Source organism: Candidatus Nitrosotalea sinensis, assembly GCF_900143675.1.
In the GTDB taxonomy this organism is placed as follows: Archaea; Thermoproteota; Nitrososphaeria; order Nitrososphaerales; family Nitrosopumilaceae; genus Nitrosotalea; species Nitrosotalea sinensis.
The window spans coordinates 311,927-337,909 of record NZ_FRFC01000003.1 but is presented as its reverse complement, the minus strand read 5'-3'; the positions used below and the strand labels follow the sequence as shown (position 1 = coordinate 337,909).

The window sequence follows — 25,983 nt, the reverse complement described above, 5'->3', positions numbered from 1 at the left end:
CGTTCTAGGAGAATTTTACAGGTATGGAACCAGTTCCCCATTGCTCTTTTATTACAAATGAATAATTCTTCGATGGATCAATCACATCATAAAAAGTCCAATCTAGAAATTTAGTATCATTAGGCACAAGAGTCATACTTCCATAGATTAGAGTATTTGTAGAATATGAGATATCATGCTGCCCATCACTCAACACATAGCTGCAAGAGTCTCTATTTTGGCACGTCATTGTAACCTGATGATCAGAATTGTTTTTCACTACAAAATGAATTGTCAGTATTGTTTTTCCATCATCAGCATCTTGAGATTCACTATTTACATAGTAGAAAGTGACAGGACCTATCACATATGGTGTTGCAGCCTGTATAGAATTTTTAATTTTTGTATCATATGCTAGTTGTTCATAACAAGTCTCTTTATCTGCGGCAGTTGCCAATTGACTGCAGTTAGTGACAACATTATCTTGTGAGATTGTAATTATTCCAGAACTTAGAAGATATTGTATTCCAGAGACAAATTCATCGTTAGAGATCACATCATTTGCCCAAAGACCTGCATTATTTTTTATCCAAGATGGAATTTTGTTGTCATGTGAGATTACAGAACCAAGAGGGATTATCAATATTTTATTTTCAATCAAGAATTGAAGACCTTTGATAAATTCATCATCTGAGATCTGGCCTTGGTTCCACAATTTTGCATTAGTTTTTACCCAATTTGGGATTTGAGATTCTGCATTTATCGGCATGAAAACAGCAGAGAACACGACTACACATAGAACACAGACAACACTAGAGAAACTAGCCATGAATAAACAGAGTGTTTGTTGAAGATTAATCCTACTAATTCCTAGTGGTAAAATGGAAGACATTTTTAAATTGAGGATAAGACTTGTACCAAACGTGCTTGCAGAATCATCATTATACATAGACTGGAATAATTCCTTTGAGGTTTTAGACAAGGCATATGCATCCAACTTGTTTGTATTAATAATAGGCCCCAAAGGCACAGGTAAGACTACACTTGTGAGAGAATTTGCAGAAAAGAAAGGAATCAAACTAGAATCAATCAACTTTAGTTTGAGAACTCGTGAAAGTCATCTAGTTGGAGCAAAGACCCTAGAAAATGGAGCCATAGGATTTGAACAAGGAATTCTAGTCAAATCTATGAAAGAAGGAAACATACTTTATCTTGATGAAATAAACTCTGCAGAAGCAGATGTCCTTCTAAGACTTGATGAGGCACTAGACGACAGAAGACAAATAGTCCTAAAGGAATCAGGGGGAGAAGTAATCAAGGCTACAAAAGGATGGTTTGTCATTGCTACAATCAATCCCCTGTCACATGTAGGTACAAAGGAACTGCCTCCACAACTATTGAGTAGATTTCCAATAAGACTCAGACTTGAGTATCCTCCAGAAGATATTGAATTTCAAATAGTAAGACAGTATTCATCAGGATCACATGAAAATGAAATAATGCAGGGAATCAGATTGGCAAATATTTTAAGACAAGCAGCTGCAGTTGAAGAGTTGTACTATTCACCCAGTTTACGTGAAACAATAGCATTTGCAAAGATACTTGATTCAGGAATCAAAACAAGACAAGCGGCAGAGTTGGTATTTGCTAACGTATATCTACAATGGGGCAGCGTAGAATTCCAAAAAGTAAATGACATCATAACATCCATGTTTGGCAATTGATGCAATCACTACATCTTAGAAATGACACATTACTTGAGATATCTACATTTCTTGTAAGACGATGGTCTGGAAGAGAATCAATCACTGTCAGTATATCTGATCAGAAAGAAGTTCAGACAAAGTTACGTGAAAACAAGATTGTAATGTTTCCATTGGAAAAATATCAAGGTACAGATTTTCAAAAATATAGACAATTTAGAACAGCTCTATGGTATGAGGCTATGCGAATTAGATATTCAAGCAAGATCCTCAGCAATGATCATGCATTTGGTTACATTCTCAACACAATTGAGACCAGAAGAATTGAAACGATTGCAAGAAAAGTTTGGCAGGGAATGGACGGAGAGATAATCTTCAGATATGGAGTATCATGGCTTTATAGACCATTATTGAATACACTCTACGGCAATACCAGAATTGTAGAAGGTTTTTCCCAGTATTTCTTACTAGGAGACATTAAGGGGGAGCTTTCACCAAATGCATTTGAGAAGGTACAAAAGGCTACAAAATTGGCTCAAGAGATAGTCAACGAAGCAATTGAAAAAAAATACGGAACAGACTGGCTTGAGAAAAAAATACCAGAAATAATCAAGGTTTTAGAGATTGACCCACTTTTAACAATTCCAATATCAATACCCAAGTTGAGTTCAGGGATGGCACTTTCAGATGACGAGTTTGTAAAAACTCTTAACAAAATTGCAAAATATCGGGAAAGTGATTTTGGAGAACTAGATCCTAAGAAAATTGCAGAAGGCAAGGAAGTATTTGAAGAATTCAAAGTTTTGCTAGAAGAAGCAAAAAGAACTGAAAACAAGGGTCTTACCAGCGAGATAATAGGTGTGAACATGCCCACTGCAACAAATGTCGATGAAACCAAAATAGTTGATACAGATTTGATAAATCACCTCAAAGCAAAATTCAAGGAATGGAAATCAGGGTGGAAAGAAGAACATGTTTTTGCAGGAGATGAGTTTGACGAGGAGACACACATGGAAGGTCATAAACCATTTATTGCAGATAGGAAGATTGCAATAAAAACAAAGATTGTGATACTGCTTGATCATTCATCAAGCATAGCAAATCAAGAAGTACAGTACAAAAAGGCCACACTTGCCTTGTGCGAGGTTTTAGAATACCTGAAAGTAAAGTTTTCAGTATATGCGTTTAACACAGAACAAAAGCAAGTAATTTGTTGGTTGATAAAACCAGAGAATTTAAAGTGGAATAACATTGCAGCCAAGAGACTTGCACAGATAAAAGCAAATGGGAGTACGCCGCTTGCTGAAGTTTACAATACTTTATTGCCATCGCTTCGTTCAAAAAAACCAGATATATTTTTGACATTAACAGATGGAGAACCATCAGATCCTGATGCAGTTCGTGCTGTTATGCGAGATCTCAAATCAATTGGAATAAAGATGGTTGCAATAGGATGTGGACCTGATACTGAGGATGCCATAACAATAGCAAACAATCTCAGAAGACTAGGATATGAACGAACTCTTGCAGTAAGTAGATTGAGTGATATTCCAAAAAGAGTTTTGAGCGTACTTGGGACTAGTTAGAATATGAAATGCCTTTCAGTTTCCCAGCCTTACGCAGATTTGATAATCAGTGGTAAAAAGACCATAGAATTGAGAACATGGAATACAAAATTTCGAGGAGAGTTTCTAGTTCATTCCCCAATCAAGATAAAAAAAGAAGCATGTAAAAAACTAGGCATAGACGAATCAAATTTACGTACAGGCGTAATCATAGGCAAAGTCGAGATATATAATGTGAAATCATATGATTCCATCGAGGATCTCAAGAAAGATCAAGACAAGCACCTTGCCACCGAGGAATTTTTACGCCACAGATACGGATTTTTGCTTAGAAAACCACAGGCTCTAAGAGTTCCAGTACCATACAAAGGTAGTTTGGGGTTTTTTGAAGTCAAAAAATTACCAAGACCATCAAACAATGACATAAAATCAGAATTGTTTGATGAAGAATACAGATACCAATGGATAGGAAAACACTAGAAATTTGTAATTTTAGATCTTGGTATTTGGGTTTTCTTTTTTGAGTTTTTCCCAGTCTGCAAGAAAGTTTTTCAGACCAACATCCGTAAGAGGATGTTTCAACATCTTACCTAGTACGTCGGGAGGCAATGTAACTACATCGGCTCCTATTTTTGCAGATTCTACTACATGCATCGGATGTCTAACACTTGCAACAAGAATTTGAGTGCCAAAATTATAATTGTCGAAAACTTCTCGCATTTCTCGTATCAGATTCATTCCATCTTGGCCGTTATCATCAAGTCTTCCAATGAATGGACTCACATATTTTGCACCTGCCTTTGCTGCGAGTATTGCTTGATTTACAGAAAAGCACAATGTAACATTAACAGGAATATTCTCAGATGTTAGGATTTTGCATGCTTTGAGACCTTCAGGTGTAAGGGGACATTTGACAACTACATTGTTTCCATATTTTCGCAATCTTCGTCCTTCCTCTAGCATTCCATCAGTATCCACACTTAGTACCTCAAGACTTACGTCGCCTTTGACAATTCGGACAATTTCTTCCATTACCTTTTTAGGATCTCCGCCTTCTTTTGCCATCAAAGATGGGTTTGTAGTTATTCCGTCAACAAGTCCCATGTCATTATACATCTTTATTGCTGAAAGATTTGCAGTATCAAGAAATATTTTCATTTTATTTGACTCCTAATGGATTTTACCGTATTAGATATATGAACTGATGTGATTCCATGTTTTTCAAGCAAGAGAGGTATCTCACTATCTCGTGCAGATTCACCAAACTGATCTTTTGCACCTACACGTTTTACAAGTACAGGATAAGTTTCAGAAACTGTTTCTGCAACTGCAGAACCAAATCCTGCCATTATGTTATGCTCTTCACATGTAACTATTCCCCCTGTTTCACGTGCAGCCTTTTCCAATAGTTCAGAATCTATTGGTTTGATTGAGAACATGTCAATTACTCTGCATGATATCCCTTCTTGTTTTAGAGAATCAGCTGCCTCAAGTGCTATACTTACAGTTATACCACATGCAACAATTGTGCAATCAGAACCATCACGCATTACTATTCCCTTTCCCATTTTGAATTCCTGATCTTTTGCATGTATTATAGGAGTTTTTGATCTTGCCAATCTCATATAGCACGGACCATACACCTGTGAAAATAGTTGTGTGAGTTTTTCCACAGATATAGTGTCTGCAGGAACAAACACTTTGACATTAGGAATTACTCTCATTATAGCAATATCTTCAATCTGTTGATGTGAGCCTCCATCAGGACCCACACTGAGTCCACCATGAGATACAACCATCTTTACATTAAGACCATTTTTTCCATTTCTTGACGGGTAAGCAATACCATTACGGATTTGATCAACACATCGGCCCGGAAGAAATGCGGCATAGGTACTTGCAAACGGAATTTTTCCTTCATTTGCAAGTCCCGCTGCAACTGTAACTAGATTTGCTTCTGCAATTCCTACATTAAAGAACCTGTTTGGAAATTTTTTTCCAAAAGGCTTTGTTTTCAGGGAATCCGTAGTGTCAGCTCCTACCACTACGATGTTAGAGTTTTCCTCACCTAATTTGATCAGTGTTTCTCCATATACGGTTCTCATGTCAGCAAATTCAGTCATGCAAAACCTGCCTCCTTGGCAATTTGTAAGAGTTCAGTCTTTTTCTTTCCAACTTCGTGTAAATCAATCCACTTGTTTACAAGATCATTTCCACCAAGAGTATGAGCATGATGAATCAAGAGTTTTCGTCTTGCATGCATTAGTTTTTTTCTAAATTCCACTATTGTTGCTCGCACATCTTTTTGTCCTATTATTGCACTTCCACCAACAAAGATTCGTGCCCCATCTGAAAAGCAAGATTCAATATTGTTCAAATCTACTCCTCCATCTGCCTCAATTAGACCCTCGAATCCTCTTTCAGTCAAGAATTTGGAGATCCTTTGGGTCTTTTCATGAATAGGTTCTATGTATTTTTGTCCAGATTTACCTGGAATTACAGACATTATTATTAGCTGATCTAAACCAGGAATGAATTTTTCAGACCAGGAAGGCAATTCCGTATCCGGATTTATTGCAAGTCCCACACTTACATCATTAGAGCGAAGCACATCATGAATTTCCCCAAAACTTGATTCATCACAAACTTCGACATGTACTGTAATTATATCAGATCCTGCATCTACATAGTTTTTGACATGTTTTACTGGTTCAGTTATCATAAGATGTGTATCAAAAGGAATTGGTGTTATTGAACGCAGTTGTTTTATTTTTTCATGATCAAATGTCTTGTTCGGTACAAATACTCCGTCCATTACATCAAGATGAATAAAATCCGCTCTTGCAAGAGCGGCTCTTTTTACTTCATTTTCTAGATTTGCCATGTCTCCAGCAATTATTGAAGGAGATATCAAAAATTGACAGTCAAGTTCTAGATTAATTATTGGTGATATCTGAGGATTTGGTGCAACTCCATGCCATTTTGGATTGTCTTCCATGTGTTCTACAGATTTTCCTTTTATGGTACGGGACACAATGATAGATGGTGTTCCTCTTGTTTGTAATGCAGAATTTACTGCTTTAACAATCTGTTCTATTCTATGACCATCAATTTCTAGTACATTCCATCCGAAAGATCTCCACTTGTCTCCAACCTTCCACCTTGCTGCATTCTTCCACATTTCAGATATATCGTCCCCTACAAGCTCCTCATCTAGCGGCATTATTCTTTCTGTGTAATCGTCTTGTTGAATGAAATTCCTATCAAGAAATACAGTAAGATTATCTACTTGATATTTTGAAGCAGCCATGGCTGCTTCCCATACTTGTCCCTCATCAGATTCTCCATCTCCGATTATAGTGTAAATATGATGATTTTTTCCATCAATTCGTGCTGCAAGTGCCATACCAGTAGAAAATGACAATCCAAGGCCAAGAGAACCCCCACAAAATTCTACCCCAGGACATTTGAAATCAGGATGACCCTGCAGTTTGCTTCCAAATTTTCTCAGTGTCTCCAGTTCAGATTTATCAAAAAATCCAGCTACTGCCAAATTTGAGAATAAACCAGGGGATGCATGACCTTTTGACAAGACAAGCCTGTCTCTATCTTCCCACAGAGGATTCTTAGGATCATACTTTAGGAACTTGAAATACATACATCCCATTATCTCTGCCATCGAGAACGATCCTCCAGGATGACCAGAGCCTGCAATAGTTATTCCTTTAATTACAAGTTTCCTTGCTTCTCGCACTTTCTTGAAGATATGATAATAATTTAGTGCCATGACCATTCCAGAATATGAATTTCAAAAATTTTGCTATGGTTCAAATTCATAGGGTTTAGCGCCTTTGGAGTAAATAAAAAGTTATTTCATAAAATATTAATTCAAAAGCAGCGTCTAGAAAATATGATTGTAGATCTTCTCCCTCTTGTGATTTATGATGACAAATGCTACCTATGCTCCAAGTTTGCCAGCATTGTTCATATTTTTTCCAGAAACAAGATCCCAATCATAGGTCATTATTCTAAAGAAGGCATGAAAATAAAATCCGAAATTTTCGATACCAATTATGATTCTACCAGAATGTTTTGGTTTGTTACAGAAAATAGTGCATATGGAGGTAGAGCAGCAATAATACCGCTAGTTTGGCACACAATTACAAGTACAAAGAATCGTCCAATCATAGGACCATTTCCGCCTACATGCAGCAAAGAATGTAAAACCATCAAGTCCTTTTTTGTAAGAACAACAAGTCTGCTTTGCAATAGTGAAAAGATTGCACTCAAACTTGGTTAATATCCACGGCTGTTTCGATCAGGAATTCCCACATTTGGATTTCTAAATCCATGTTTTTCCATCATATGGTTTAGGAATCGTATATCATCAGAGAATTTCTCTCCACATATAGAACAGTTGCTCATATACACAACTACTGATCGAGATCTTTTTTAGGTTTTGTAAACATATACAGATATGGTAAACATCCATAAGATGCACAAGATTACTTTTACCATAACACCTAATGCAAACGGTTATCTTGTTGGATGCAAGGAGATCCAGTCCCTTTTTACAGATATACACTCAGTTTCAGACATTGAAAAGACGCTGCAAAATCTCCTATCAGAGTATGTAGACAATTTTCCAGACGATGCGCAAAAGAAAGGTTTTGGCAAAGATACACCTATTGAAGTAACATGGCATGTATCTCCCAATTCAGTTGCTTTAGAATAAAGGCGCCAGCACTACTGCTTCCCAAGGGCTCTCGCACCTTAGTAACACAGTAGCGACATTGGGTTTGACTTCCGGGTTCGGTATGGGACCGGGTCGGACCCCAACGCTGTGGCCGGCTTACTTTTTTTGCTGTTAATGTTATGTATTAATCTTGCTTGAGTAGAGATATAAATTAAAGAAGAGGGTATCAGGCATGACTCATCGAGTTGCAGTACTGGATAAAGAAAACTGCCAGACCAAAAAATGTGGCCTTGAGTGTATCAAGTATTGCCCAGTAAACAAGATGGGATCAGACTGTATTGTATTAAATGAAGAGACCGCCAAGGCTCAGATTGACGAGAACATTTGCAACGGATGTGGAATTTGTGTAAAGGTTTGTCCATTTGATGCAATCACAATAGTCAATCTTGCTGAAGAGCTAAAATCAGACAAGATTCATCAATATGGACAGAATGCATTTAGGCTTTACAGAATTCCAAGTTTGAAGAAAGGTCAAGTCATGGGCTTGTTGGGAAGAAACGGTATAGGAAAAAGTACAGTTGTAGGCATATTGTCAGGAAATCTCAAACCAAATTTAGGAAATTATTCATCACCCCCAGAATGGAGTCAAATTTTAAAGCATTTTCAGGGGACAGAGTTAAAACAGCATTTTGAAAAAATATCAAATAATCAATTAAAGGCGTCCATAAAGCCACAACAAGTATACAACTTGGCAAAGGTGTTTGACGGTAATGCAAAAGAACTATTAGAAAAATATGACGAACGTGGAAAAATAAAAGAACTCGTACAGCAACTTGGACTTCAAAACTCCCTTGAAAATAAACTCACAGATCTTAGTGGAGGTGAGCTTCAAAGAATTGCAGTAGCAGTGGCAGCATCAAGAGAGGCAGATTTCTATTTCTTTGATGAACCATCGTCATATAACGATGTATTCCAGAGAATAGGAGTAGCACGAGTAATTCAAGATCTTGCAAAGATAGGAAAGAGTGTCATGGTTGTAGAACATGATTTGACTCTGCTTGATTATCTTAGTGATTTTATAGAGATTCTATATGGAGAACCTGCAGCATACGGAATAGTTGCAAACATGCTCTCTACAAAGGTTGGAATCAACGTATTTCTTGATGGATATCTACCTAATGAGAATGTAAGATTCAGAGATGCCGCATTCAAATTTGATGCATCTACATCCACCGATGAATTTGTCACAATTGAGAACATCATAAACTATCCAAACTTGGAAAAGAAATTTTCAAACTTTTCTTTATCAGTAGAGGCAGGCAGAGTTAAGAAAAGCGAAGTTTTAGGCATAGTTGGAGCAAATGCATTAGGAAAAACAACACTGATGAAGATGATAGCAGGTGTTGAAAAACCAGACATTGGCAGCATAGAAACCAAAGTAAAGATTGCATACAAGCCACAATATCTCACAAACGATTTTGATATTGAGGTTATTGCTCTTCTTGAAAAAGCATACGGAGGTGCAATACAGGAGACACCAGAAGAAGAAGTCATAATCAATCCCATGAGGATAAAAAAACTATACAACAAGTCAGTCAAGAATTTATCTGGAGGAGAGTTACAGAAAGTAGCAATAGGAGCATGTCTTCTCCAAAAAGTAGACGTCTATGCACTTGATGAACCTTCTGCGTTTTTAGATGTGGAAGACAGAATTGCCGTTGCAAAACTAATACAGAGATTTGTAAGATCATATGGTAAATCTGCAATTATAATTGATCATGACATTCAACTCATGGATTTAATCTCTGATTCTATTGTAATATTCCACGGAACACCAGGAAGAGAAGGACATGCAACAACCCCCAAATCCAAGGTAGAGGGAATGAATGAATTTCTTAGATCTCTTGATATGACATACAGAAGAGATGAGACAAGCATGAGACCAAGGGTAAACAAGCTTGAGAGCAGATTAGACAGAGAGCAAAAACAATCTGGAAAGTTTTACTATAGAAATTGACAAAGATGCTAAAACAAGCAATGGCTGGGATACTCACCGAGGTAGAGGCAGCAGAGATGTACGGTGCCTTTGATCAGATAGGAAATATCATAATACTAAGAGTTCCAGATTCTCTATTATCCAAGAGAAAAACCATCGGTGAGGTTCTATTAGACAAGGTAAAGACAGCTAAGTCGGTCTATTACCAATCATCCCCGGTAGAAGGTGATTATAGAATTAGAAGGCTAGAATTACTTGCAGGAGAGGATAATACAATAACAGAATACAAGGAACATGGATGCAGATTCAAGGTTGACGTGGAAAAAACATTTTTTTCACCTCGACTTGCAACAGAACGCCAAAGGATTGCAGATCTTATCAAGGATGGAGAAACAGTAATCAACATGTTTGGTGGTGTTGGTATGTTTTCCTTGGTAGCTGCAAAGAAGAAAAAATGTCATGTCTACAACATAGATATCAATCCAGATGCAGCAAGATTGTGCTCTGAAAACATATCATTAAACAAACTAAAAGGTACTGTTGAATCCATAGAAGGAGATGCAGCCAAAGTAGTTGAAGACAGACTACAAGACACTGGTGACAGAGTTTTGATGTTACTGCCAGAAAGATCAGATGAATTTTTGGATCATGCAATAATGTCTGCCAAAAAAAATGCAATAATTCATTACTATTGTCACATTCATGCAGAAAAAAAAGACCAAGTAGCATTTTTAGCACCGCAACATTTTCTTGGAGTGGTCAAAGTCAAATCAGAAATTTTAGGTGCAAAGATAGTAAGGCCTGTAGGACCTAGATTTTATCAGGCAGTAGTAGATGCTGCCATATCAAAATAATTTACTTGTCATCAGTTACAAGAGAAGATGGAGACGGTCTTGATGTTGCCATGTTATATCCAATCCATGATATAACCCCAAGAATACCTCCCACTGCCATGAGTACAGAGAGCTGAAGAACAATAGGACTCCATTCAGAGAGCATTAACAGATAGGCATAGAGAAAGAACCCCACTATTGCCAAGACAAATATCATCATTCCAATAGTGCGTTGTCTTGTCATAAGGCTAGAGTCTTTTTGTGACTTATTTATTTTAATCTAGTAAGCAAACTCTATTGCCATTAGATATGCGTCTTCACCATCACGATAGTACGCCTTTAGTCTCTGTTTTGTAACAAATCCAATCTTTTCATACAATCGCACAGCCTCATTGTTACTACATCTGACTTCAAGATACAGCTCATCAGATTTTTTCAACTTTACTCCTGCAATTGCTTCCTGGACCAGACCTTCTCCAATTCCTTTCTTTCTATGTTCAGGAAGCACTGCAATGGATACGACATGACCCTTTTTTACAAATCCAAGTTTTTTGAAGTTTGAAAAGCCATATTCAATTTTGCACATAATATATCCAACAAGTTTCTTGTCAATTTCAGCCACTAAGAAGGCTTCAGGTAATTCAGCAAGTAGGCTTTCATAGAAATAATCAGAATAATGTTCAGGCAATGTTTTGAGGTTTATCTCCATTGCAGGGATAAGATCAGACAAGTCACATCGACGAATTACGCAATTTCCAATTTCTCTTAATGCTACTTGCATTGTTATGGATACTTGAATAATTAATTATTTAACTTTAAGCAAAATAAGAGAGAAATAATTAAAGCCAGCAGTAGGTCATAGTCAGGCATATCATCTCTTGACGAAATTCTATCAGTGGTTTCCTCTCATTTTAGAGTAATAGGATTCAATCAAAGCCCAGTAGTATTACAAGTTGAGATTTCTGGAGATAACGTAACTGAGCAATTTCGCCAATTAGTTCAAAAGTTGGAAACAAAAAACATTCTGGTTAGGCTAGAATCAGATTCAGGAAGAATGTTCTTACTTATTTCACGATTTGAACCTCCCAAGTCACGTAGGTCATGGATTCCAAGGGCACTGTTTGCAGCAACAATAGTGACAGTCATGATCGATGGCTACTATCGAGCAGTAGGTATGAATTCAATAGTGAAAGGCGATGATCCGTTTTACGTAGCCGTTTTGTATACAGCGTCACTTATTGGAATACTAGGAATACACGAACTTGGACACATGATTGCATCAAAAATTCACAAACTTAGAATCAGTTGGCCATATTTTATTCCAGGAATTCCAGTACTTGGATTTGTTCCAACTTTTGGTGCACTAATTATGTCCAGAGGACTAATTGTAAATAGAAACATACTTTTTGATGTAGGTATTTCCGGCCCAATAGCAGGCCTCATAATAGCAATAATAGTATCCACATATGGTGCATCTGTATCCCCACTGATACCAACTTCACAGGCTCAGGAACTTGCAGAAAAGTTAGGTCTTGTGGATCTTCATTCAAGTGTGATAATGGATGCCACTATTGCACTTGTGGGAAAACATGTACCACATCAAGAACTTGTAATGTCTCCTGTCTTGCTTGCTGCATGGTTTGGATTTCTCATAACATTTCTTAATCTTTTACCTGCGTGGCAGCTTGATGGAGGACACATTGCAAGAGCAACATTTGGTATAAAGTGGCACAGAATTTTGACATATGTAAGTATAGGAATACTTGCTGCAACAGGATATTACATCATGGCATTATTTGTCTTGATTTTTAGTATGAGAAGTATGGACGTAAGACCACTTGATGATATATCACCACTATCGAAGAAAAGAAAGAAAATGTTCATCATAGTCATGATACTTGCATTTCTTTGCGCCCCCCTGCCATTTTCTATTTTACCTCAATAGAATGCGGGAGCCATCAGAAATTATTGCAATCTTTTGTCGTTCCCCATATGTTTTAAGAACATAATCCAGAGTTTCTTTTGCACCACTAAATGGAATCATTCCTAATTTTTCTTTCGTATACAAATATGGAAGAATAGATACTATACCTATTCCAAATTTCTTGCGTACCTCAGTTAGAAATAGAAGATCTTCCATTCTATCTACATATTTGGAAGGGCTCTTTAGCCTGTCCAGATTCATTCTACCTTCCACATACTGCTGTATGGCTTCAGAACCTAGCCCTCCCTTGCATTCTGCAAGAAGTATTGCTAATCCTTCATCTTTAATTGCATTATAACAATTCCATAGTGATGAAAGAGATCTGCTCAATGTTTCGTTACTTGTTTCCTTTCCAGTACTGATTATTGCTACCTTGTGTTTTTCTGATTCTTGAGTTGCAACAGAGGATAAGGATTTTGCCAGTAAGAAAGTTGATGATGGATGACCTGCTGCAATATCAACAATCCCTGTTTGATTTGCTACAATCTCTATAGATGATATTTCAAACCCATCTGTGAATTTTTTTGCAACCTGCATTGTTGATACATCATAACCAGGCATAGGAAGATTTCCCTCTCTTTTTTCATATGCTTCAAGCATGTTGTCTCTTCCAAATCTACGTAATAGTTTGGTAGATACTGTATCATATCCAAATAAACCATCAAATTCCATTTCATTGATAAAAACAAGATTAGCATTAGAAAATTGTGCAGAATCAAATTCAGATATAGATATTTCAGGATCAGCAAAGATGTTTTTTATAGAATTCAGATTTGGTTTGTCTACCAGGAACTTCGGTTTTGGTAGCGATTTTTTTACGCATATTTCAACCAAAGATGAGATTATTTTTTGAATGTTCTTTGAATGTTCTAGTATCACAAATTCTGTGGGTTTTGACATGTCAAGAGATTCTAGTTTTGAGACAATTCCAGAATCAGATAAAGGTGCACCACCAGGGACAATTTGTTTTTCTAAATTCTCTGCTTTTACATCAAGCACAACATCTGTAGGCCCATAACTTAACCAAATTTCTGGCATACCATACCGAAGGGACAGTTAAAATAAATCTAGTTCGGTAAATTTTGCTGTGGATTTTGTCAAAGAGTTTGCAATATTCCTGCAAAAAAGCGGTGCAATCAAGTTTGGAAACTTTAGGCTTTCAAGTGGAAAAGACAGTGCATACTACATAGATCTCAGACTAGTACCAAGTTTTCCACATCAGTTCAGAAAGATGATAAAATCACTCCAGAGTTTGATATCAGATAAGATAGGTCTTGATAGTTTTGACTATATAGCATCAGTTCCAACATCAGGACTTGTGATAGCGTCTGCTCTATCTATTGAAGCTGTAAAACCCCTTATCTACATAAGACAAAAACCAAAGGATTATGGTACATCCAGCCTAATAGAGGGAAAGATACCAGAAGGATCAAGAGTTGTCCTGGTAGATGACGTAGGAACAACAGGTCATTCTCTACTTCACGCAGTCAAGGCACTAAAAGAAGCCAAAATGAAGATAGAGCATGCATTTGTCATAGTCAACAGACTTGAAGATGCACGTAAAAACCTAGAACAAGAAGGTGTGAAATTATATGAAATTACAGATATTCTTGCACTTGCAAACATTTTACATAGTGAAGAGATGATTGATAGTCAAACCATTGACAGAATCAACAGTCAAATGTCAAAGTCCTGATTTAAATTAATTTTTGCAATTAACTTTCATAAATCATCAGTCTTTTTTCTTCCAAAAGAGTATGTAGATTATGTACTGAGCGATACACATCAGATTCTTTTTTTGCTCCAGTACATACAAGTTTTCCAGATGCAAATAGCAATATGACCGTTTTAGGGTCAAGCATCCTATGTATTAATCCAGGAAATTGTTCTGGCTCATACATGCTTCTTGGAAGATTACGTGCTGCTTGTTCAAGATGTATCTTGCCACCAAGATTTGCAGATGCGACAATGTTTTGAATTACAATCACTGCATCTTTTTTTATTTTAACTCCTCCCTTTCGCAAAATTTGTACAACACTTCGTACTGCCTTTATGGATTGTTCCTCTGATTTTGCTCCAGTGCAAACCATTTTCCCAGAACTGAAAATTAATGTAGCAGTTTTTGGAGATTTTATTCTGAAAACTAGACCTGGAAATTGATCAGGATGATATTCAACATCAGGAAATGTCTGAGTGATTATATTAAGATCAAGTCTTTGATCAATTGAAGCAGATGCCACAACGTTTTCTATACTTACAATAGGTTTTGTTTGGGGCATTTCGGTGTTTAAATACGCGCTTTATATATACTCTATAACATTTGGGATAAAATCAATGATTTGATCATCACTAGTGTAGGCAGCTCAGACAAATGCCTTTACATCATCAGGTCAGTTATAACTCTGATTCTTCATTGCGGCCAAATGAAAATAAGTTACTGCTTATTTTAAAATTGACATATCAAAACAAAAAATTCAAAAAATAATCAGATTAGAAAACAAGTATAGAAAAATATCAAATAGAGAAAATGAATTAGTGGGCCCAAAGGGCTTCGATCCCTTGGCTCACCGGTTATGAGCCGGTTACTCTACCAAGCTGAGTTATGGGCCCTACGAAAGAGCAAAATTGACACGCGCTATAAAATAGTATAGAGTTAACAGTAAGCATTGTAGCAGCTGTCAAGTAGCATATTTTGAGCAGCCATTGATTTTATTGCAATTTGAACCAATTCATCCTCTCTTGATGCAGGAGTTTTTTCCAAGACTTGTCTCCACAGAGCAGCATGTCTAATGTCAGCTTCTGCATGCAATCTGAAATATTCTATTGCCCTATCATCTGATATTCCATAGAATTTTCTCAGTCCATCAATTTTTGTGAGACTGATTTTTGGTATTTCTTGTTCTAGAGCATACATTGCTGCAGCACCGCCCTCAAAAGAATTCATCAGTGAAGAAAGATTAGAAACTGCTTGTTTTGTCAAGTCAAGTCCTTCATATGTACTTAGGTCATTTTGGTGTACACCTAAAGATTGTGCAAAATTCATCCATGGTGCAATATGTTCTGATTCTTCATCCCTGTTTAATGCAATTGCGTCTTTGAGCTCACCCGGGCTATTTGTCATAATCTTGTCTACAAACAAAGGTACCGATTTTACTAGCTGCAAGTATTCTCTTGAATAACCGTTAAGTGAATCAATTGATAATTTACCCTCATTCCACATAACATAGAATTTGTGCTTTAACAGACTTTGTTCTTCAATTATCTTGTCAATTCTCTGAATAAGGGAATTCATGCGAATTATCAAATTCTAGCAATAAAAAAATCTTTTGAAATGGCTTCAAAAGGATTTTATGGATATAAAATAGGATGCAAGTTGGGCTCCAGTGGTGTAGACCGGTCAAGCATGTGGGACTTTCAATCCTACGACCCGGGTTCAAATTCTTACATGATGAAAATCCCGGCTGGAGCACCACTTCAAAAGCATTAATATCCTAACTAGGTCTTACGATAGCTAGTGCAGATGATTGGATAGAAAGAATTTTGAGATAAATCCGCTCATAAAAGACTTTGAAAATTACATAGGCAAGGTTGATCTTGCAATAAAACAAGAATTAGAGTTGTATTCAGCATCTGAGTTTTTTGAGCCTCTACAATACGCCCTTGAAGGCGGGAAAAGAATTAGGCCACTGATTCTAATCTTATCTGCAGAGAGCATAGGAAAATGTGATCAAAATGCCTATTCTGCATCATGTGCGGTTGAATTATTGCACACAGAATCTGTTATACATGATGACATAATAGACAACGAAATATTACGAAGAAGAAAAGATCCTTTCCACATAAAATATGGATACAATACAAGCATAATTACTGGCGATTTTGTTCTTGGTTTAATTTTGAACATTTCATCCAGACTTGACAATGCAAGAATAGGACGAGAGCTTGCAATCACGGCTATGATGATGAGTGAAGGCGAAATGCTTGAGACAAGACTAGAAACAAGTGAAGATGTAACATTTGATGATTATGTCAAGGTGATGGAATACAAGACTGCCACAGCATTTGAGGCAGCTGCAAAGATAGGGGCAATCTTAGGAGGTGGCACAGAAGAGCAAATTTTAGCTCTTGCAGAATATGGTAAGAATATGGGAATTGCATATCAAATACGAGATGATTTACAAGATTGGAATAATGAAGACAAGCTGTTTAACATATTAATCAAAAAGAGTTCAGATCCAAGAGTTGTATTTGACAAGATGGAGATAATGCTTAACACATATTCAAAGAAAGCAAAGACAACTCTAAGAAAGATAAATGAAGGTCCTGCAAGAACAAGATTAGAGAGTCTTTTAGATCTTACTATGCTTAGTGTATAGCTGGCAATCCACTCATTATTGGAACTGCAGATTTTGCAAATTGGATTATTGGGTCTGGGTAGACACCTATTCCAACTATGAATATTATTGAGAATATCATCACTGTAATTACAGACTTTGGTTCCTTGACTCTCTTTTGTTCTCCATCATCTTCAAAGTACATCTTTCGTATTATCCAACCATAATAAGCCAGTGAAAGAGCACTGTTTAGTACTCCAGCTATTGCAAGATACGGAGCCCAAGATACAGTGTGCCCTGCATCTATTGCAGAACCAAATAGCATCAATTTACTCCAAAATCCATTAAGTGGTGGAACACCTGCTAGAGCAAGTAATGATATAGTAAGACCAAATGCGGTAATGGGCATTTTTTTGCCAAGACCTTTTATCTTTTCAATATGGGTAACTCCAAGAGTTGTAACTATGCCTGCAACTGCAATAAAGGCAGCAGCTTTCATTACAGAATGATTCAATATGTGAAATAGCGACGCTTGTATTCCAATTGGAGATATTGGTGCAACACTAAGACCAATTAGGATGTATCCGGCCTGACCTATACTTGAATATGCAAGCATTCGGGTAAGATTTCTTTGTCTTATTGCTGCCAAGTTTCCTACAGTCATTGTAACTATAGCAATTACGGCAAGTGCAAATGCCCAGTGGAGGTTCAAAGCTATTGCGCCCATAATTACTACTCGCAGTGCTGCTGCAAAGCCAGCTTTCTTTGTACCAGCTGCAAGCAATGCTGCGATTGTAGGTGGAGAACCTTCGTATGCGTCGGGTAACCACATATGGAATGGAACAAGACCAATCTTGAATCCAAATCCTGCAATGAACATTCCCACTGCAAGAATGGCAAGAGGCATCATGTCAGGCGATAGATGTGAAAATCCTGCAATCACCTGTTCGATGTTGGTAGAACCTGTTAGACCATACGCGATAGATATTCCATAAATTATGATTCCAGATGATAAGGCTCCAAACAAAAAGTACTTGATAGCAGCCTCGTTTGATGATGGATCTTTCTTTAGATATCCAGCAAGCACGTATGTAGGAATACTCATGAGTTCCCAAGATACAAACAACATGACTAGATCAGTAGAATATGCAATCAGTACCATTCCAATAGAGGAAAGCAAGATCAGAGAATAGTATACAGCAGGATTTGCCCTATTGCGCATATAGTTAAACGAACCAACTGTCGTCATTATTCCAACAATTAGCATTGCTATTGCAAAGAATGAACCAAACTTGTCATCTACAAGTACATTAGATGAAAATATTGCAGACTGGGTTATTTGTTTTGTAATTATCTGATATATGACAAAGCCTATTGATGTAAGCAGTGCACCAAGTGTTATGATTCCATAAACTGAAGAACCTTTTTCTTTTCTTGCCACATTTATGACAGGAATTAACATTCCTATTGTTCCCAGTATCAGAGTTAACATGATTGGTGTTGATGTAAAGTCTATCATTTTCTATCTCCTAAATTAACAACAGGAATACTACGATTAGTATACCTACTCCAAATATGTATAGATAAGATTGTGAGACTCCGGTCTGTGTTGCTTGCATTATTCTTGCTCCACCTGCCATAGTCCTCTCAGGAACCACGTTGAATCCCTCCAACACGATATTTTCAAAGTATTTGTAAAGACCACGAGCAGCATATAGTGGAGCTACCACAAATGCCCAATAGATTATTGCGTTAAGATACCATCTATTTAGGAAGAATTTATGAATTGCATAAAAGAAAATATTTGAATTTACAAATTTAACAGGATCGACAAATCTTCCAATGTAGAATATGTATCCTAGTCCAAATCCAATTGCAAATGCAGCAAGCGAAGCCATCAAAGCTATTGGATTAACACCTTCCAAGAATCCTCCAAGTAATGGTTGAGATTCAGTAGCAACTATATCCATACTTGATTTGATTCCAAATGTAGAGCTCAAGTAGTTGACAAATAGATCATGAATTTGGTGTTCAAATGCAAGACCCATAACACCAATTCCAATTGTGAGTACAGCAAGTATTCCATATGGAATCCACATTGATGGGCCAGCTTCGTGTATGTGATGCCCTTCTTTTTCTAATTCTTCTACATGTTTACTCTTGTTACCAAAGAATACCAAACCTATCATTCTAGTTGTATAGAATGCGGTAATTACAGCAGTAATAACTGCTATTGCAAACAATGGAATTGCCCAAGTGCTACCAGACTGATACACGGCACCAAAGATTGCATCCTTACTCCAAAATCCAGTAGATATGAACGGGGCTCCCATCAATCCAAGTCCTGCTGCCCACATGAATACATATGTCTTTTTCATGTACTTTCTAAGACCACCCATATCAGTCATGAATCTAGAACCTACAATGTGTAACAGAGAACCAGCTGCCATGAACAAAGAAGCTTTGAACATAGCATGTGAAATCAAGTGGAAGAATCCAGCAGTATAACCATCAACAAATTGTTTAGACAGACCTGCTACACCAAGAGCCATCATCATATAGCCTATCTGTGATCCAGTAGAATATGCAAGAACTTTCTTTATTTCAGGATGTACCATTCCTTGAGTAGCAAGCAAGAGTGCAGTTATGGCTCCAACCCAGGCTATTACTTCAAAGAATTGATCCATGTTTATTCCAATTGCAGCAAGTGCAAAGAAGAGTGGAGCAAGACGTGCCACCAAGAATACACCAGCTTTTACCATGGTTGCAGCGTGAATGAGTGCGGATACAGCAGTAGGTCCAGTCATTGCTTCAAGCAACCATTCATTGAGTGGGAATTGTGCTGACTTACCTATAGCACCACCAAACAACAACACTGCGGCAGGAATGAGCAAGTGTTGTGCAGACATGGCAGTAGCCCAGCTTGTATTTGCGGTAAGTTCTCTAAATCCAAAAGTTCCAGCAAATGCAAAGATAAGGAACATTCCTGCAAGCATCATGATATCACCTACTTTTGTCATGATGAATGCCTTCATTCCAGAATGAGTTGGAGAGTAATAATCTACCAGTCCGAGCACATGTCGTCCCTCTACTCCCACATGATCCTTCTTCTTGTCCCTATACCAGAATCCTACTAGTGCATAAGATGCAAGACCTACTCCTTCCCAACCAAAGAAGAGTTGCAAAAAGTTGTCTGATAAAACAATAAGCTGCATAGAGCCTAGGAAAAAGGCCATCCAGAAGAAGAATCTGGTAAGATCCTTGTCGCCTTTCATGTAGCCAGTACTGTACACAAATATCAAAAATGAAATCCATGCCACAATGTTACTCATTATTACTGCAAGTGGATCAGCAAGGACACCAGCTTTGAGTCCAATAGATGAAATCCACGGTATTTGGTTATGAATTTCATGATTACCAAGTGCAGCTGGAAGTAGAGTCACTGCAGATATTGCGCTTGCAAGAGCAAATGCTACTGCGACCCAGCCTGTTGATCTTTTCGATACTCGGCCAAAAGCAGGTATTATCAATGCGGCTACAAATGGCAATATCCAGATTGCCCATACACTCAAGTCTCCAAATCCAGAACTAAAATCAAAAGGTAAGATAGCCATGTCTAAACTCCTACAAGTCCCCTCATGAAAGGAATTATTTGGTTAAAGAAGATGTCAGGATATATTCCAATAACAACACTAAATCCTGCAAGAACCATCATTGGGCCTGTTACATACCAATTGGCTTCTCTTGTATTTTCCAAATGTTCTGGAAGTTTTCCAAAGAAGACTCGTTTTATCATCCACAAGATGTATGCCATAGTAATTACTGTTGCAACAAGACCCAGACCAAATGTAATCATTCTAATCATAGAACCCTGTTGGATGGCAGTTTGTAATGCACCATAGAACATGGTCCATTCGGACATGAATCCACTTGTTGGTGGAACGCCCATCAATGTTAGAGCTCCAATCATAGAGCATACTGCAGTTATTGGCATTTTTCCTGCAAGTCCTCCCATCTGTGTTATACTTCGAGTTCCTACTTGCAAGATTATTGCACCGGCCATCATAAACAAAATTACTTTACCCAAGCTGTGAGAGACAAACAACATTTCGGAGCCAGAAAGTCCAAGTGCAGAAGCAGAGCCAATCCCAAACAAGATGTAACCCATTTGACTAATACTAGAATATGCAAACAATTTCCTAATATCATCCTGGACTAGTGCCATGACTCCACCATAGATCATTGTGGCCAAGCCCCAGATATTCAATGCAAGAGCAAAGTGTTCATACTGACCTGGCATCAGCATTATTATCAGTCTAAAGAAACCATATGCACCGACTCCAAGCATTGCTCCAGACGATAATGCATTAAGTGGTGTAGGCGATGCCTTGTAGACATGTGGTAGCCACATGTGAACTACAAATGAGGCCATCTTTACTGTGAGACCAACTATTATTGCAACTGCTGCCAGTCCTAGAACATGTGGCGGAATTCCATGCGTTTTGATATCAGCATAGTTAAAGCTACCAACACTTAGACCAATTGAAAGAAAACCAAGTAAGAGAATTACTGCACCTACATGAGTCCAGAAGAAGAACAATAATGCAACTCTTCTTCTTGACTCATAACCCCAAAATGCTAACATGAAAAATGCAGGAATAAGCATAACCTCAAAGAAGACATAAAATTCTATCAGATTGGTTGCAAGGACAGTACCAAGCATTCCCATTGCCATGACAAGGAAGAGTGCATAGTATGCACCAATTTGGTGGTTGACATGATCTTTAGTAGCTGTAGATTCAATTATTTCAGTTCCTCCTCCAATCAATTGTTTTTCTTTCATTTTTTCTTCAAACACTTTAGTGATTCTTGAAACCATGTATGGTTTTGAGAAGAGAGCAACCAATGTAGATACAACATAGATGATGATTGCAAATGGGGATGCAAGACCATCAAGTAATAAACCAAATTCACCAAATAACTGAGTCCATTGATAGTGTTCCTCATATGATGTTCCAGATAATGCGGGAGTGATTACCAGAACTGTGCAATATAACAACAATCCAAAGCTAAACAATGCCGCAGCTGTTGCACCAATCTTACGTCCGAGGAAATATGCTACTGGTGAAAGCAGCAATGGTAAGAATATAGCTTGTAATAGTACGAATTGCATTATCCTTTCAAGCTCCTAAAGTCTGCAATGTCAATGTTTCTGTACATTCTATACGCTACTATTACCAGTGCTAGTCCAACTGCAACTTCTGCAGCAGCTATGGCAATGGAAAAGAGAGCAAATGTTTGGCCTTGACTGTTTGGTATGTATCGTGAAAATGCCACCAAGTTTAGATTAGCAGAATTAACAACCATTTCAATTCCAAATAACATACGAATTGCATTTCTCTTTACAGCAATTCCATAGATTCCAATGGCAAGTAATGCCACTGAAACTAGAATAAAATCAATCAGCCCGTTGGTCATTTATTACATCCTCCCTTCTTGCCAGTGTCATTGCACCAATAATCGATGATGCTAGAATTAATGCCATCACTATTAATGCAGGTGAATAATATGTTAGAAAATCTTCTCCAATCTTTTTGTAATCTACTGCTGATGAGTGTGTATCCATTGTTTTCAGCCCAGAACCAATTATTATTGTTCCAATACCTAACATGAGTACTATCATTAGCCCAATACCGGCATATCTTCTACGTTTATCCTCAACTTTGTTGAAGATCAAATCTCGTCTTACCAACATGACTGTAAACAATATGAGAACTGCAATAGAGCCAACATATACCGAGAGTTGAAACATTGCTACAAATGGAGCATCAAGCAATAAGAAGAACCCTGCAACGCCAGACAGAGTAAGCATCAATGCTATTGAACCATAAATCAATGATCTAATTTCAAGTGCTACAATTGCGGAACCAATTGTTAGAACAGAAAGAGCTAAAAATACAGAATCAACCATGTGTAGCACCCCTGTCATCTATCTTTATTTCAACATCCTGTGAAATCTTTGGTTTTATAGCAAGTTGTGCCGGGGTGTAGATAAGAGCAGATTTTGTAAAGGAAGAAAGCTCATAGTCGTTGGTCATGTATAATGCATAGAACGGACATGCATCTACACATAAACCACAGAAGACACATTTACCATAATCTATCTGTGGCATTATTGCTTTCTTGTTGTGTTTCCAAGTTTCGTTAACCTTGACCATACTTATGGCCTCTGCAATTCCCTCACATGCTACAGAACAAAGCTGACAACCAGTACAGTGTTCGTGATATAGTATGTGTCGTCCGCGTAGTCCAGCTATTCCTACACCAATTTCAGGATTGAATTGAAAACCATCACCTACAAATTTTAATTTCTGTTCAGGATAACGCAGAGTGAATCGTTTTATTGCAAGATGTTTCACACCCGAATTCAGGGCACGTATTATTCCACCTATGTTACTCAATGTAATAATCCCCCAGGTCCCAAGACACCTGCGTATAGCAATCCGAGAGCTATAAAGATGTTAACGAATGCAAGACCAATTAATTTGTACCAACCAGTATGCAATATCATATCAATTCTGACTCTGGGGAAGACTCCACGAGGTAACAATATCAAAAGTATAACTCCTACAGTTTTTATCACAAACCACAACGTTCCGTTAAGCATATCTTGATCAAAGAGTGGCAATCCTGGGAACTTCGCAGTTACTGGACCAATTGTTATTCCTTGAGTAATGATATCTTGCGGGAACGGAGGCCAGACCATTGGACCATTCCAACCACCAAGGAATAGAACTGTGAACAATCCTGCAAATGCGTATAATTTCAGATAGGTTCCAAGTTGAATCAATCCATACATCATTCCAGAGAACTCTGTCAACCATCCAGCTACGATTTCACTTTCTGCTTCGGGAAGATCAAATGGAACTCTTTCAAGTTCTGCCAGTATTGTAATGAAAAATACTATAGCACCAATTGGAAGGAATGTGATCCACCAAAAGTGTTCTTGAGATTCTACAATGTGTGAGAGGTTGAGACTGCCAGAGAGTATTACCACCCCCAACAGAGACAATATCAATGGAATTTCAAATGCAACCATTTGATGGAGTGCTCTAAGACCTCCAATGAAGGTCCACTTGCTATTTGCTGCCCATGCAGTAAGTACTGCAATTATTGGGAAGAAACCAATTACGGCAAATACTGCTAACAAACCAACACTTGGATTTGCAACAACCCAACCTGGTGCAACTGGAATAAGAGAAACAAATGCGCCTGCCGTTCCTACAAATAATAATGGACCAACCCAGAAGATTGGTTTGTCAGCCTTTGCAGGAATGATAATTTCCTTACTCATTAATTTGAAACCGTCTCCCATCAGTTGTAGTATTCCTTCTATTTTTCCACAATACAGTGGTCCTACTCTAAGCTGTATTTTTGCAAGGAACTTTCTTTCAACAAATATGGTAGCAGCTGCAAGGAGAGCAGCAAATCCAAATCCTGGAAATGCCATCACCCTAAAAATGGTTGTATGCATGAAACTTTTTACAATTGGAAGTGTACGTGATGGGTCTGCCATCCAGGTCATTGCCAAATATGGCGTCATAAATTGACCATTAATTACAGGAAGTTTGATGTAGAATAGAACAATGAAGACTATTGGTAATCCAACAAGACTGAAGATAAGAAGTACCCAGAAGATTAGATCAAATAAAGAAGCTATGAATCTACTAAGTCTAAACTGAGGTGCTATAGTAGACATTATCTATCTGCCTCCACAGGCCAATAATTAAGACCCCAATAAACTGCCGGCATGTTTCCAAGTTTTTCTCCTTTTAACAAATAAGGCATACAAATCAAATTTCTAAATGAACCAACACTGATCTTCACTCTATAAGGCTCCGGTCTGTTGTTAGATACAATGTAATATCCAACTGCTCCTCTGCCAGATTCTATTCTGCGATAAACTTCATCATTTCCTCCTTTTGGATTTGGTTTTAATTTAGTGCGGACAGAACCAGATTTTGGCATCTTTCTTAATGCATCTTTTATGATTCTGCAGCTCTCAAACATTTCAAGATAAGGTACACGAGATCTTGCATAAGAATCACCTTCTTTCATCACTATAGATTGAAAGTCAAGATTTTCATAGACATCATATGGTTCCTTTTTCCTTACATCAAAGTCAACACCAGATGCTCTTAGTACTGAACCAGTTGTACCAAGTCGTATAGCATCAGTCTTGGATAGGATTCCACTTCCCTCTGTTCTTGCTTTCAGTAACGGATTTTGATAGAATACAGCCTCATATTCTTTGAGCCTCTTTTCAAAGTACTCAACTTGACGTAAGCATCTCTCCTCAAAATTTGATGGTAAGTCATTTCTGACTCCACCAGGAACAAGATATGCATGTGTGACTCTAGCACCAGACATTGCTTCCAAGAGATCAATGAAAAGTTCTCTGTCACCAGCTGGCCACATGAACATTGTCGAGTGACCCATGAATATACCGTAGATAGCTAACCAGTACAAGATGTAAATACAACGATTAAGTTCTGCTGCAATCACTCTGATGTACTTTGCTCGTTCCGGTACTTCAATTCCCAACAACTCTTCTACTGAGAGACAATACGGATACAAAATATTAGAAGAATCATGTATTACAGGTCTTTCAAGATGAGGAATATTTTGTATGTAATTTCTATACTCAGCCATTTTCTCTTCCCCTCGGTGTACATAACCAGGATCAGGATCACATGAAACAATATAGTCACCGTCTACTTTGATTATCAATCGCATATGTCCAGAACCTGGGTGTTGTGGACCTACGTTGAGCGTCATTATCTTCTCATCCACAGTTTCAATATGCATTCCGGGTGGTAGTTGTGTAGTCATT

At 37.7% G+C, this 25,983-nt stretch carries 28 protein-coding genes, 2 tRNA genes and 1 rRNA gene; 11 read left to right on the top strand and 20 right to left on the bottom strand.

What is annotated here, in order from left to right:
* Positions 1-4 precede the first annotated feature (4 nt).
* A complete protein-coding gene (locus NSIN_RS03475) occupies positions 5-808 on the bottom strand; it encodes a hypothetical protein (protein ID WP_133124042.1) in 804 nt (267 codons plus the stop codon).
* A gap of 52 nt (positions 809-860) precedes the next feature.
* Here NSIN_RS03475 and NSIN_RS03470 point away from each other — a divergent pair, with 52 nt between their 5' ends.
* From NSIN_RS03470 to NSIN_RS03460, 3 genes are read left to right on the top strand one after another with little or no spacing between them, the layout of a single operon-like run.
* Positions 861-1,703 carry an AAA family ATPase gene (locus tag NSIN_RS03470; RefSeq protein WP_101009403.1) on the top strand — a complete coding sequence of 281 codons (843 nt, stop codon included), beginning with the start codon at positions 861-863 and terminating at the stop codon, positions 1,701-1,703.
* Positions 1,703-3,268: a vWA domain-containing protein gene (locus NSIN_RS03465; protein WP_101009402.1), complete on the top strand. Its 1,566-nt coding sequence runs from the start codon at positions 1,703-1,705 to the stop codon at positions 3,266-3,268. The genes NSIN_RS03470 and NSIN_RS03465 overlap by 1 nt, the downstream gene beginning before the upstream one ends.
* A gap of 3 nt (positions 3,269-3,271) precedes the next feature.
* Entirely contained in the window at positions 3,272-3,727 is a 456-nt protein-coding gene (locus NSIN_RS03460; RefSeq protein WP_101009401.1) for an ASCH domain-containing protein, read from the top strand.
* Between the two features lie 12 nt (positions 3,728-3,739).
* Here NSIN_RS03460 and fsa read toward each other — a convergent pair whose 3' ends face one another.
* Genes fsa through NSIN_RS03445 form a run of 3 tightly spaced genes read right to left on the bottom strand, consistent with a single transcriptional unit; the run spans position 3,740 to position 7,034 of the window.
* The gene (fsa, locus tag NSIN_RS03455) at positions 3,740-4,405 is read right to left on the bottom strand and encodes a fructose-6-phosphate aldolase (RefSeq protein ID WP_101009400.1); all 666 of its coding nucleotides are present in this window, start codon (positions 4,403-4,405) and stop codon (positions 3,740-3,742) included.
* Positions 4,402-5,370 (bottom strand): transketolase family protein, encoded by a 969-nt coding sequence (locus NSIN_RS03450; RefSeq protein WP_101009399.1) that lies wholly within the window; start codon positions 5,368-5,370, stop codon positions 4,402-4,404. The genes fsa and NSIN_RS03450 overlap by 4 nt, the downstream gene beginning before the upstream one ends.
* Positions 5,367-7,034 carry a ribulose-phosphate 3-epimerase gene (locus NSIN_RS03445; RefSeq protein WP_101010022.1) on the bottom strand — a complete coding sequence of 556 codons (1,668 nt, stop codon included), beginning with the start codon at positions 7,032-7,034 and terminating at the stop codon, positions 5,367-5,369. The genes NSIN_RS03450 and NSIN_RS03445 overlap by 4 nt, the downstream gene beginning before the upstream one ends.
* A 123-nt stretch (positions 7,035-7,157) precedes the next feature.
* Between NSIN_RS03445 and NSIN_RS03440 the strand changes: the two genes are divergently transcribed.
* Positions 7,158-7,547, top strand: a complete 390-nt coding sequence (locus tag NSIN_RS03440; RefSeq protein ID WP_101009398.1) for a hypothetical protein — start codon at positions 7,158-7,160, stop codon at positions 7,545-7,547.
* On the opposite strand, the gene NSIN_RS09650 is transcribed toward NSIN_RS03440, so the two are convergent.
* Positions 7,544-7,672, bottom strand: coding sequence for a hypothetical protein (locus NSIN_RS09650; RefSeq protein WP_281259589.1), 129 nt, complete (start codon positions 7,670-7,672; stop codon positions 7,544-7,546). The two genes, NSIN_RS03440 and NSIN_RS09650, sit on opposite strands and share 4 nt — an antisense overlap.
* A gap of 52 nt (positions 7,673-7,724) precedes the next feature.
* On the opposite strand from NSIN_RS09650, the gene NSIN_RS03435 reads away from it, so the two are divergent.
* Positions 7,725-7,982, top strand: coding sequence for a hypothetical protein (locus NSIN_RS03435; protein WP_101009397.1), 258 nt, complete (start codon positions 7,725-7,727; stop codon positions 7,980-7,982).
* Here the strand turns inward: NSIN_RS03435 and rrf are convergent.
* Positions 7,983-8,102 (bottom strand): 5S ribosomal RNA (rrf, locus tag NSIN_RS03430).
* A 73-nt stretch (positions 8,103-8,175) separates the two neighbouring features.
* On the opposite strand from rrf, the gene NSIN_RS03425 reads away from it, so the two are divergent.
* Both NSIN_RS03425 and NSIN_RS03420 read left to right on the top strand, forming a co-directional pair.
* The gene (locus tag NSIN_RS03425; protein ID WP_101009396.1) at positions 8,176-9,960 is read left to right on the top strand and encodes a ribosome biogenesis/translation initiation ATPase RLI; all 1,785 of its coding nucleotides are present in this window, start codon (positions 8,176-8,178) and stop codon (positions 9,958-9,960) included.
* A 5-nt stretch (positions 9,961-9,965) separates the two neighbouring features.
* Complete coding sequence (locus NSIN_RS03420; protein ID WP_101010020.1) at positions 9,966-10,793, top strand: class I SAM-dependent methyltransferase; 828 nt, start codon at positions 9,966-9,968, stop codon at positions 10,791-10,793.
* Position 10,794: 1 nt separating this feature from the next.
* On the opposite strand, the gene NSIN_RS03415 is transcribed toward NSIN_RS03420, so the two are convergent.
* Both NSIN_RS03415 and rimI read right to left on the bottom strand, forming a co-directional pair.
* Entirely contained in the window at positions 10,795-11,016 is a 222-nt protein-coding gene (locus NSIN_RS03415; RefSeq protein WP_101009395.1) for a transcriptional regulator, read from the bottom strand.
* Positions 11,017-11,052: 36 nt separating this feature from the next.
* Positions 11,053-11,553: a ribosomal protein S18-alanine N-acetyltransferase gene (gene rimI, locus NSIN_RS03410; RefSeq protein ID WP_101009394.1), complete on the bottom strand. Its 501-nt coding sequence runs from the start codon at positions 11,551-11,553 to the stop codon at positions 11,053-11,055.
* Between the two features lie 114 nt (positions 11,554-11,667).
* On the opposite strand from rimI, the gene NSIN_RS03405 reads away from it, so the two are divergent.
* On the top strand, positions 11,668-12,717 hold the full coding sequence (locus tag NSIN_RS03405) for a site-2 protease family protein (protein ID WP_245871890.1): 1,050 nt from the start codon (positions 11,668-11,670) through the stop codon (positions 12,715-12,717).
* On the opposite strand, the gene NSIN_RS03400 is transcribed toward NSIN_RS03405, so the two are convergent.
* Positions 12,706-13,794, bottom strand: a complete 1,089-nt coding sequence (locus NSIN_RS03400) for a transcriptional regulator (protein ID WP_101009392.1) — start codon at positions 13,792-13,794, stop codon at positions 12,706-12,708. The two genes, NSIN_RS03405 and NSIN_RS03400, sit on opposite strands and share 12 nt — an antisense overlap.
* A gap of 49 nt (positions 13,795-13,843) precedes the next feature.
* Here NSIN_RS03400 and pyrE point away from each other — a divergent pair, with 49 nt between their 5' ends.
* The gene (pyrE, locus tag NSIN_RS03395; RefSeq protein ID WP_101009391.1) at positions 13,844-14,452 is read left to right on the top strand and encodes an orotate phosphoribosyltransferase; all 609 of its coding nucleotides are present in this window, start codon (positions 13,844-13,846) and stop codon (positions 14,450-14,452) included.
* A 19-nt stretch (positions 14,453-14,471) separates the two neighbouring features.
* Here pyrE and NSIN_RS03390 read toward each other — a convergent pair whose 3' ends face one another.
* From NSIN_RS03390 to NSIN_RS03380, 3 genes are all read right to left on the bottom strand, one after another.
* Positions 14,472-15,035 (bottom strand): TATA-box-binding protein, encoded by a 564-nt coding sequence (locus NSIN_RS03390; RefSeq protein ID WP_101009390.1) that lies wholly within the window; start codon positions 15,033-15,035, stop codon positions 14,472-14,474.
* Positions 15,036-15,292: 257 nt separating this feature from the next.
* A tRNA-Ile gene (locus tag NSIN_RS03385) sits at positions 15,293-15,366 on the bottom strand.
* A 43-nt stretch (positions 15,367-15,409) separates the two neighbouring features.
* Positions 15,410-16,048 (bottom strand): TenA family transcriptional regulator, encoded by a 639-nt coding sequence (locus tag NSIN_RS03380; protein ID WP_101009389.1) that lies wholly within the window; start codon positions 16,046-16,048, stop codon positions 15,410-15,412.
* Between the two features lie 85 nt (positions 16,049-16,133).
* On the opposite strand from NSIN_RS03380, the gene NSIN_RS03375 reads away from it, so the two are divergent.
* Together NSIN_RS03375 and NSIN_RS03370 are read left to right on the top strand one after the other, a co-directional pair.
* Positions 16,134-16,228, top strand: a tRNA-Glu gene (locus tag NSIN_RS03375).
* Positions 16,229-16,280: 52 nt separating this feature from the next.
* A complete protein-coding gene (locus tag NSIN_RS03370) occupies positions 16,281-17,132 on the top strand; it encodes a polyprenyl synthetase family protein (RefSeq protein ID WP_101009388.1) in 852 nt (283 codons plus the stop codon).
* Here NSIN_RS03370 and NSIN_RS03365 read toward each other — a convergent pair.
* From NSIN_RS03365 to NSIN_RS03330, 8 genes are read right to left on the bottom strand one after another with little or no spacing between them, the layout of a single operon-like run.
* Positions 17,122-18,609, bottom strand: coding sequence for an NADH-quinone oxidoreductase subunit N (locus NSIN_RS03365; protein ID WP_101009387.1), 1,488 nt, complete (start codon positions 18,607-18,609; stop codon positions 17,122-17,124). The genes NSIN_RS03370 and NSIN_RS03365 overlap by 11 nt on opposite strands.
* A 10-nt stretch (positions 18,610-18,619) precedes the next feature.
* Positions 18,620-20,704 carry an NADH-quinone oxidoreductase subunit 5 family protein gene (locus NSIN_RS03360; protein ID WP_101009386.1) on the bottom strand — a complete coding sequence of 695 codons (2,085 nt, stop codon included), beginning with the start codon at positions 20,702-20,704 and terminating at the stop codon, positions 18,620-18,622.
* A 2-nt stretch (positions 20,705-20,706) separates the two neighbouring features.
* Positions 20,707-22,263 carry a complex I subunit 4 family protein gene (locus NSIN_RS03355; protein WP_101009385.1) on the bottom strand — a complete coding sequence of 519 codons (1,557 nt, stop codon included), beginning with the start codon at positions 22,261-22,263 and terminating at the stop codon, positions 20,707-20,709.
* Entirely contained in the window at positions 22,263-22,568 is a 306-nt protein-coding gene (gene nuoK, locus NSIN_RS03350) for an NADH-quinone oxidoreductase subunit NuoK (protein ID WP_101009384.1), read from the bottom strand. Before nuoK ends, NSIN_RS03355 begins: the two co-directional genes overlap by 1 nt.
* On the bottom strand, positions 22,549-23,061 hold the full coding sequence (locus NSIN_RS03345; RefSeq protein WP_101009383.1) for an NADH-quinone oxidoreductase subunit J family protein: 513 nt from the start codon (positions 23,059-23,061) through the stop codon (positions 22,549-22,551). The genes nuoK and NSIN_RS03345 overlap by 20 nt, the downstream gene beginning before the upstream one ends.
* Complete coding sequence (locus NSIN_RS03340) at positions 23,054-23,551, bottom strand: NADH-quinone oxidoreductase subunit I (protein WP_101009382.1); 498 nt, start codon at positions 23,549-23,551, stop codon at positions 23,054-23,056. The genes NSIN_RS03345 and NSIN_RS03340 overlap by 8 nt, the downstream gene beginning before the upstream one ends.
* The gene (gene nuoH / locus NSIN_RS03335) at positions 23,548-24,849 is read right to left on the bottom strand and encodes an NADH-quinone oxidoreductase subunit NuoH (RefSeq protein WP_101009381.1); all 1,302 of its coding nucleotides are present in this window, start codon (positions 24,847-24,849) and stop codon (positions 23,548-23,550) included. The genes NSIN_RS03340 and nuoH overlap by 4 nt, the downstream gene beginning before the upstream one ends.
* Positions 24,849-25,982, bottom strand: coding sequence for an NADH-quinone oxidoreductase subunit D (locus tag NSIN_RS03330; protein WP_101009380.1), 1,134 nt, complete (start codon positions 25,980-25,982; stop codon positions 24,849-24,851). Before NSIN_RS03330 ends, nuoH begins: the two co-directional genes overlap by 1 nt.
* Position 25,983: the final 1 nt, after the last annotated feature.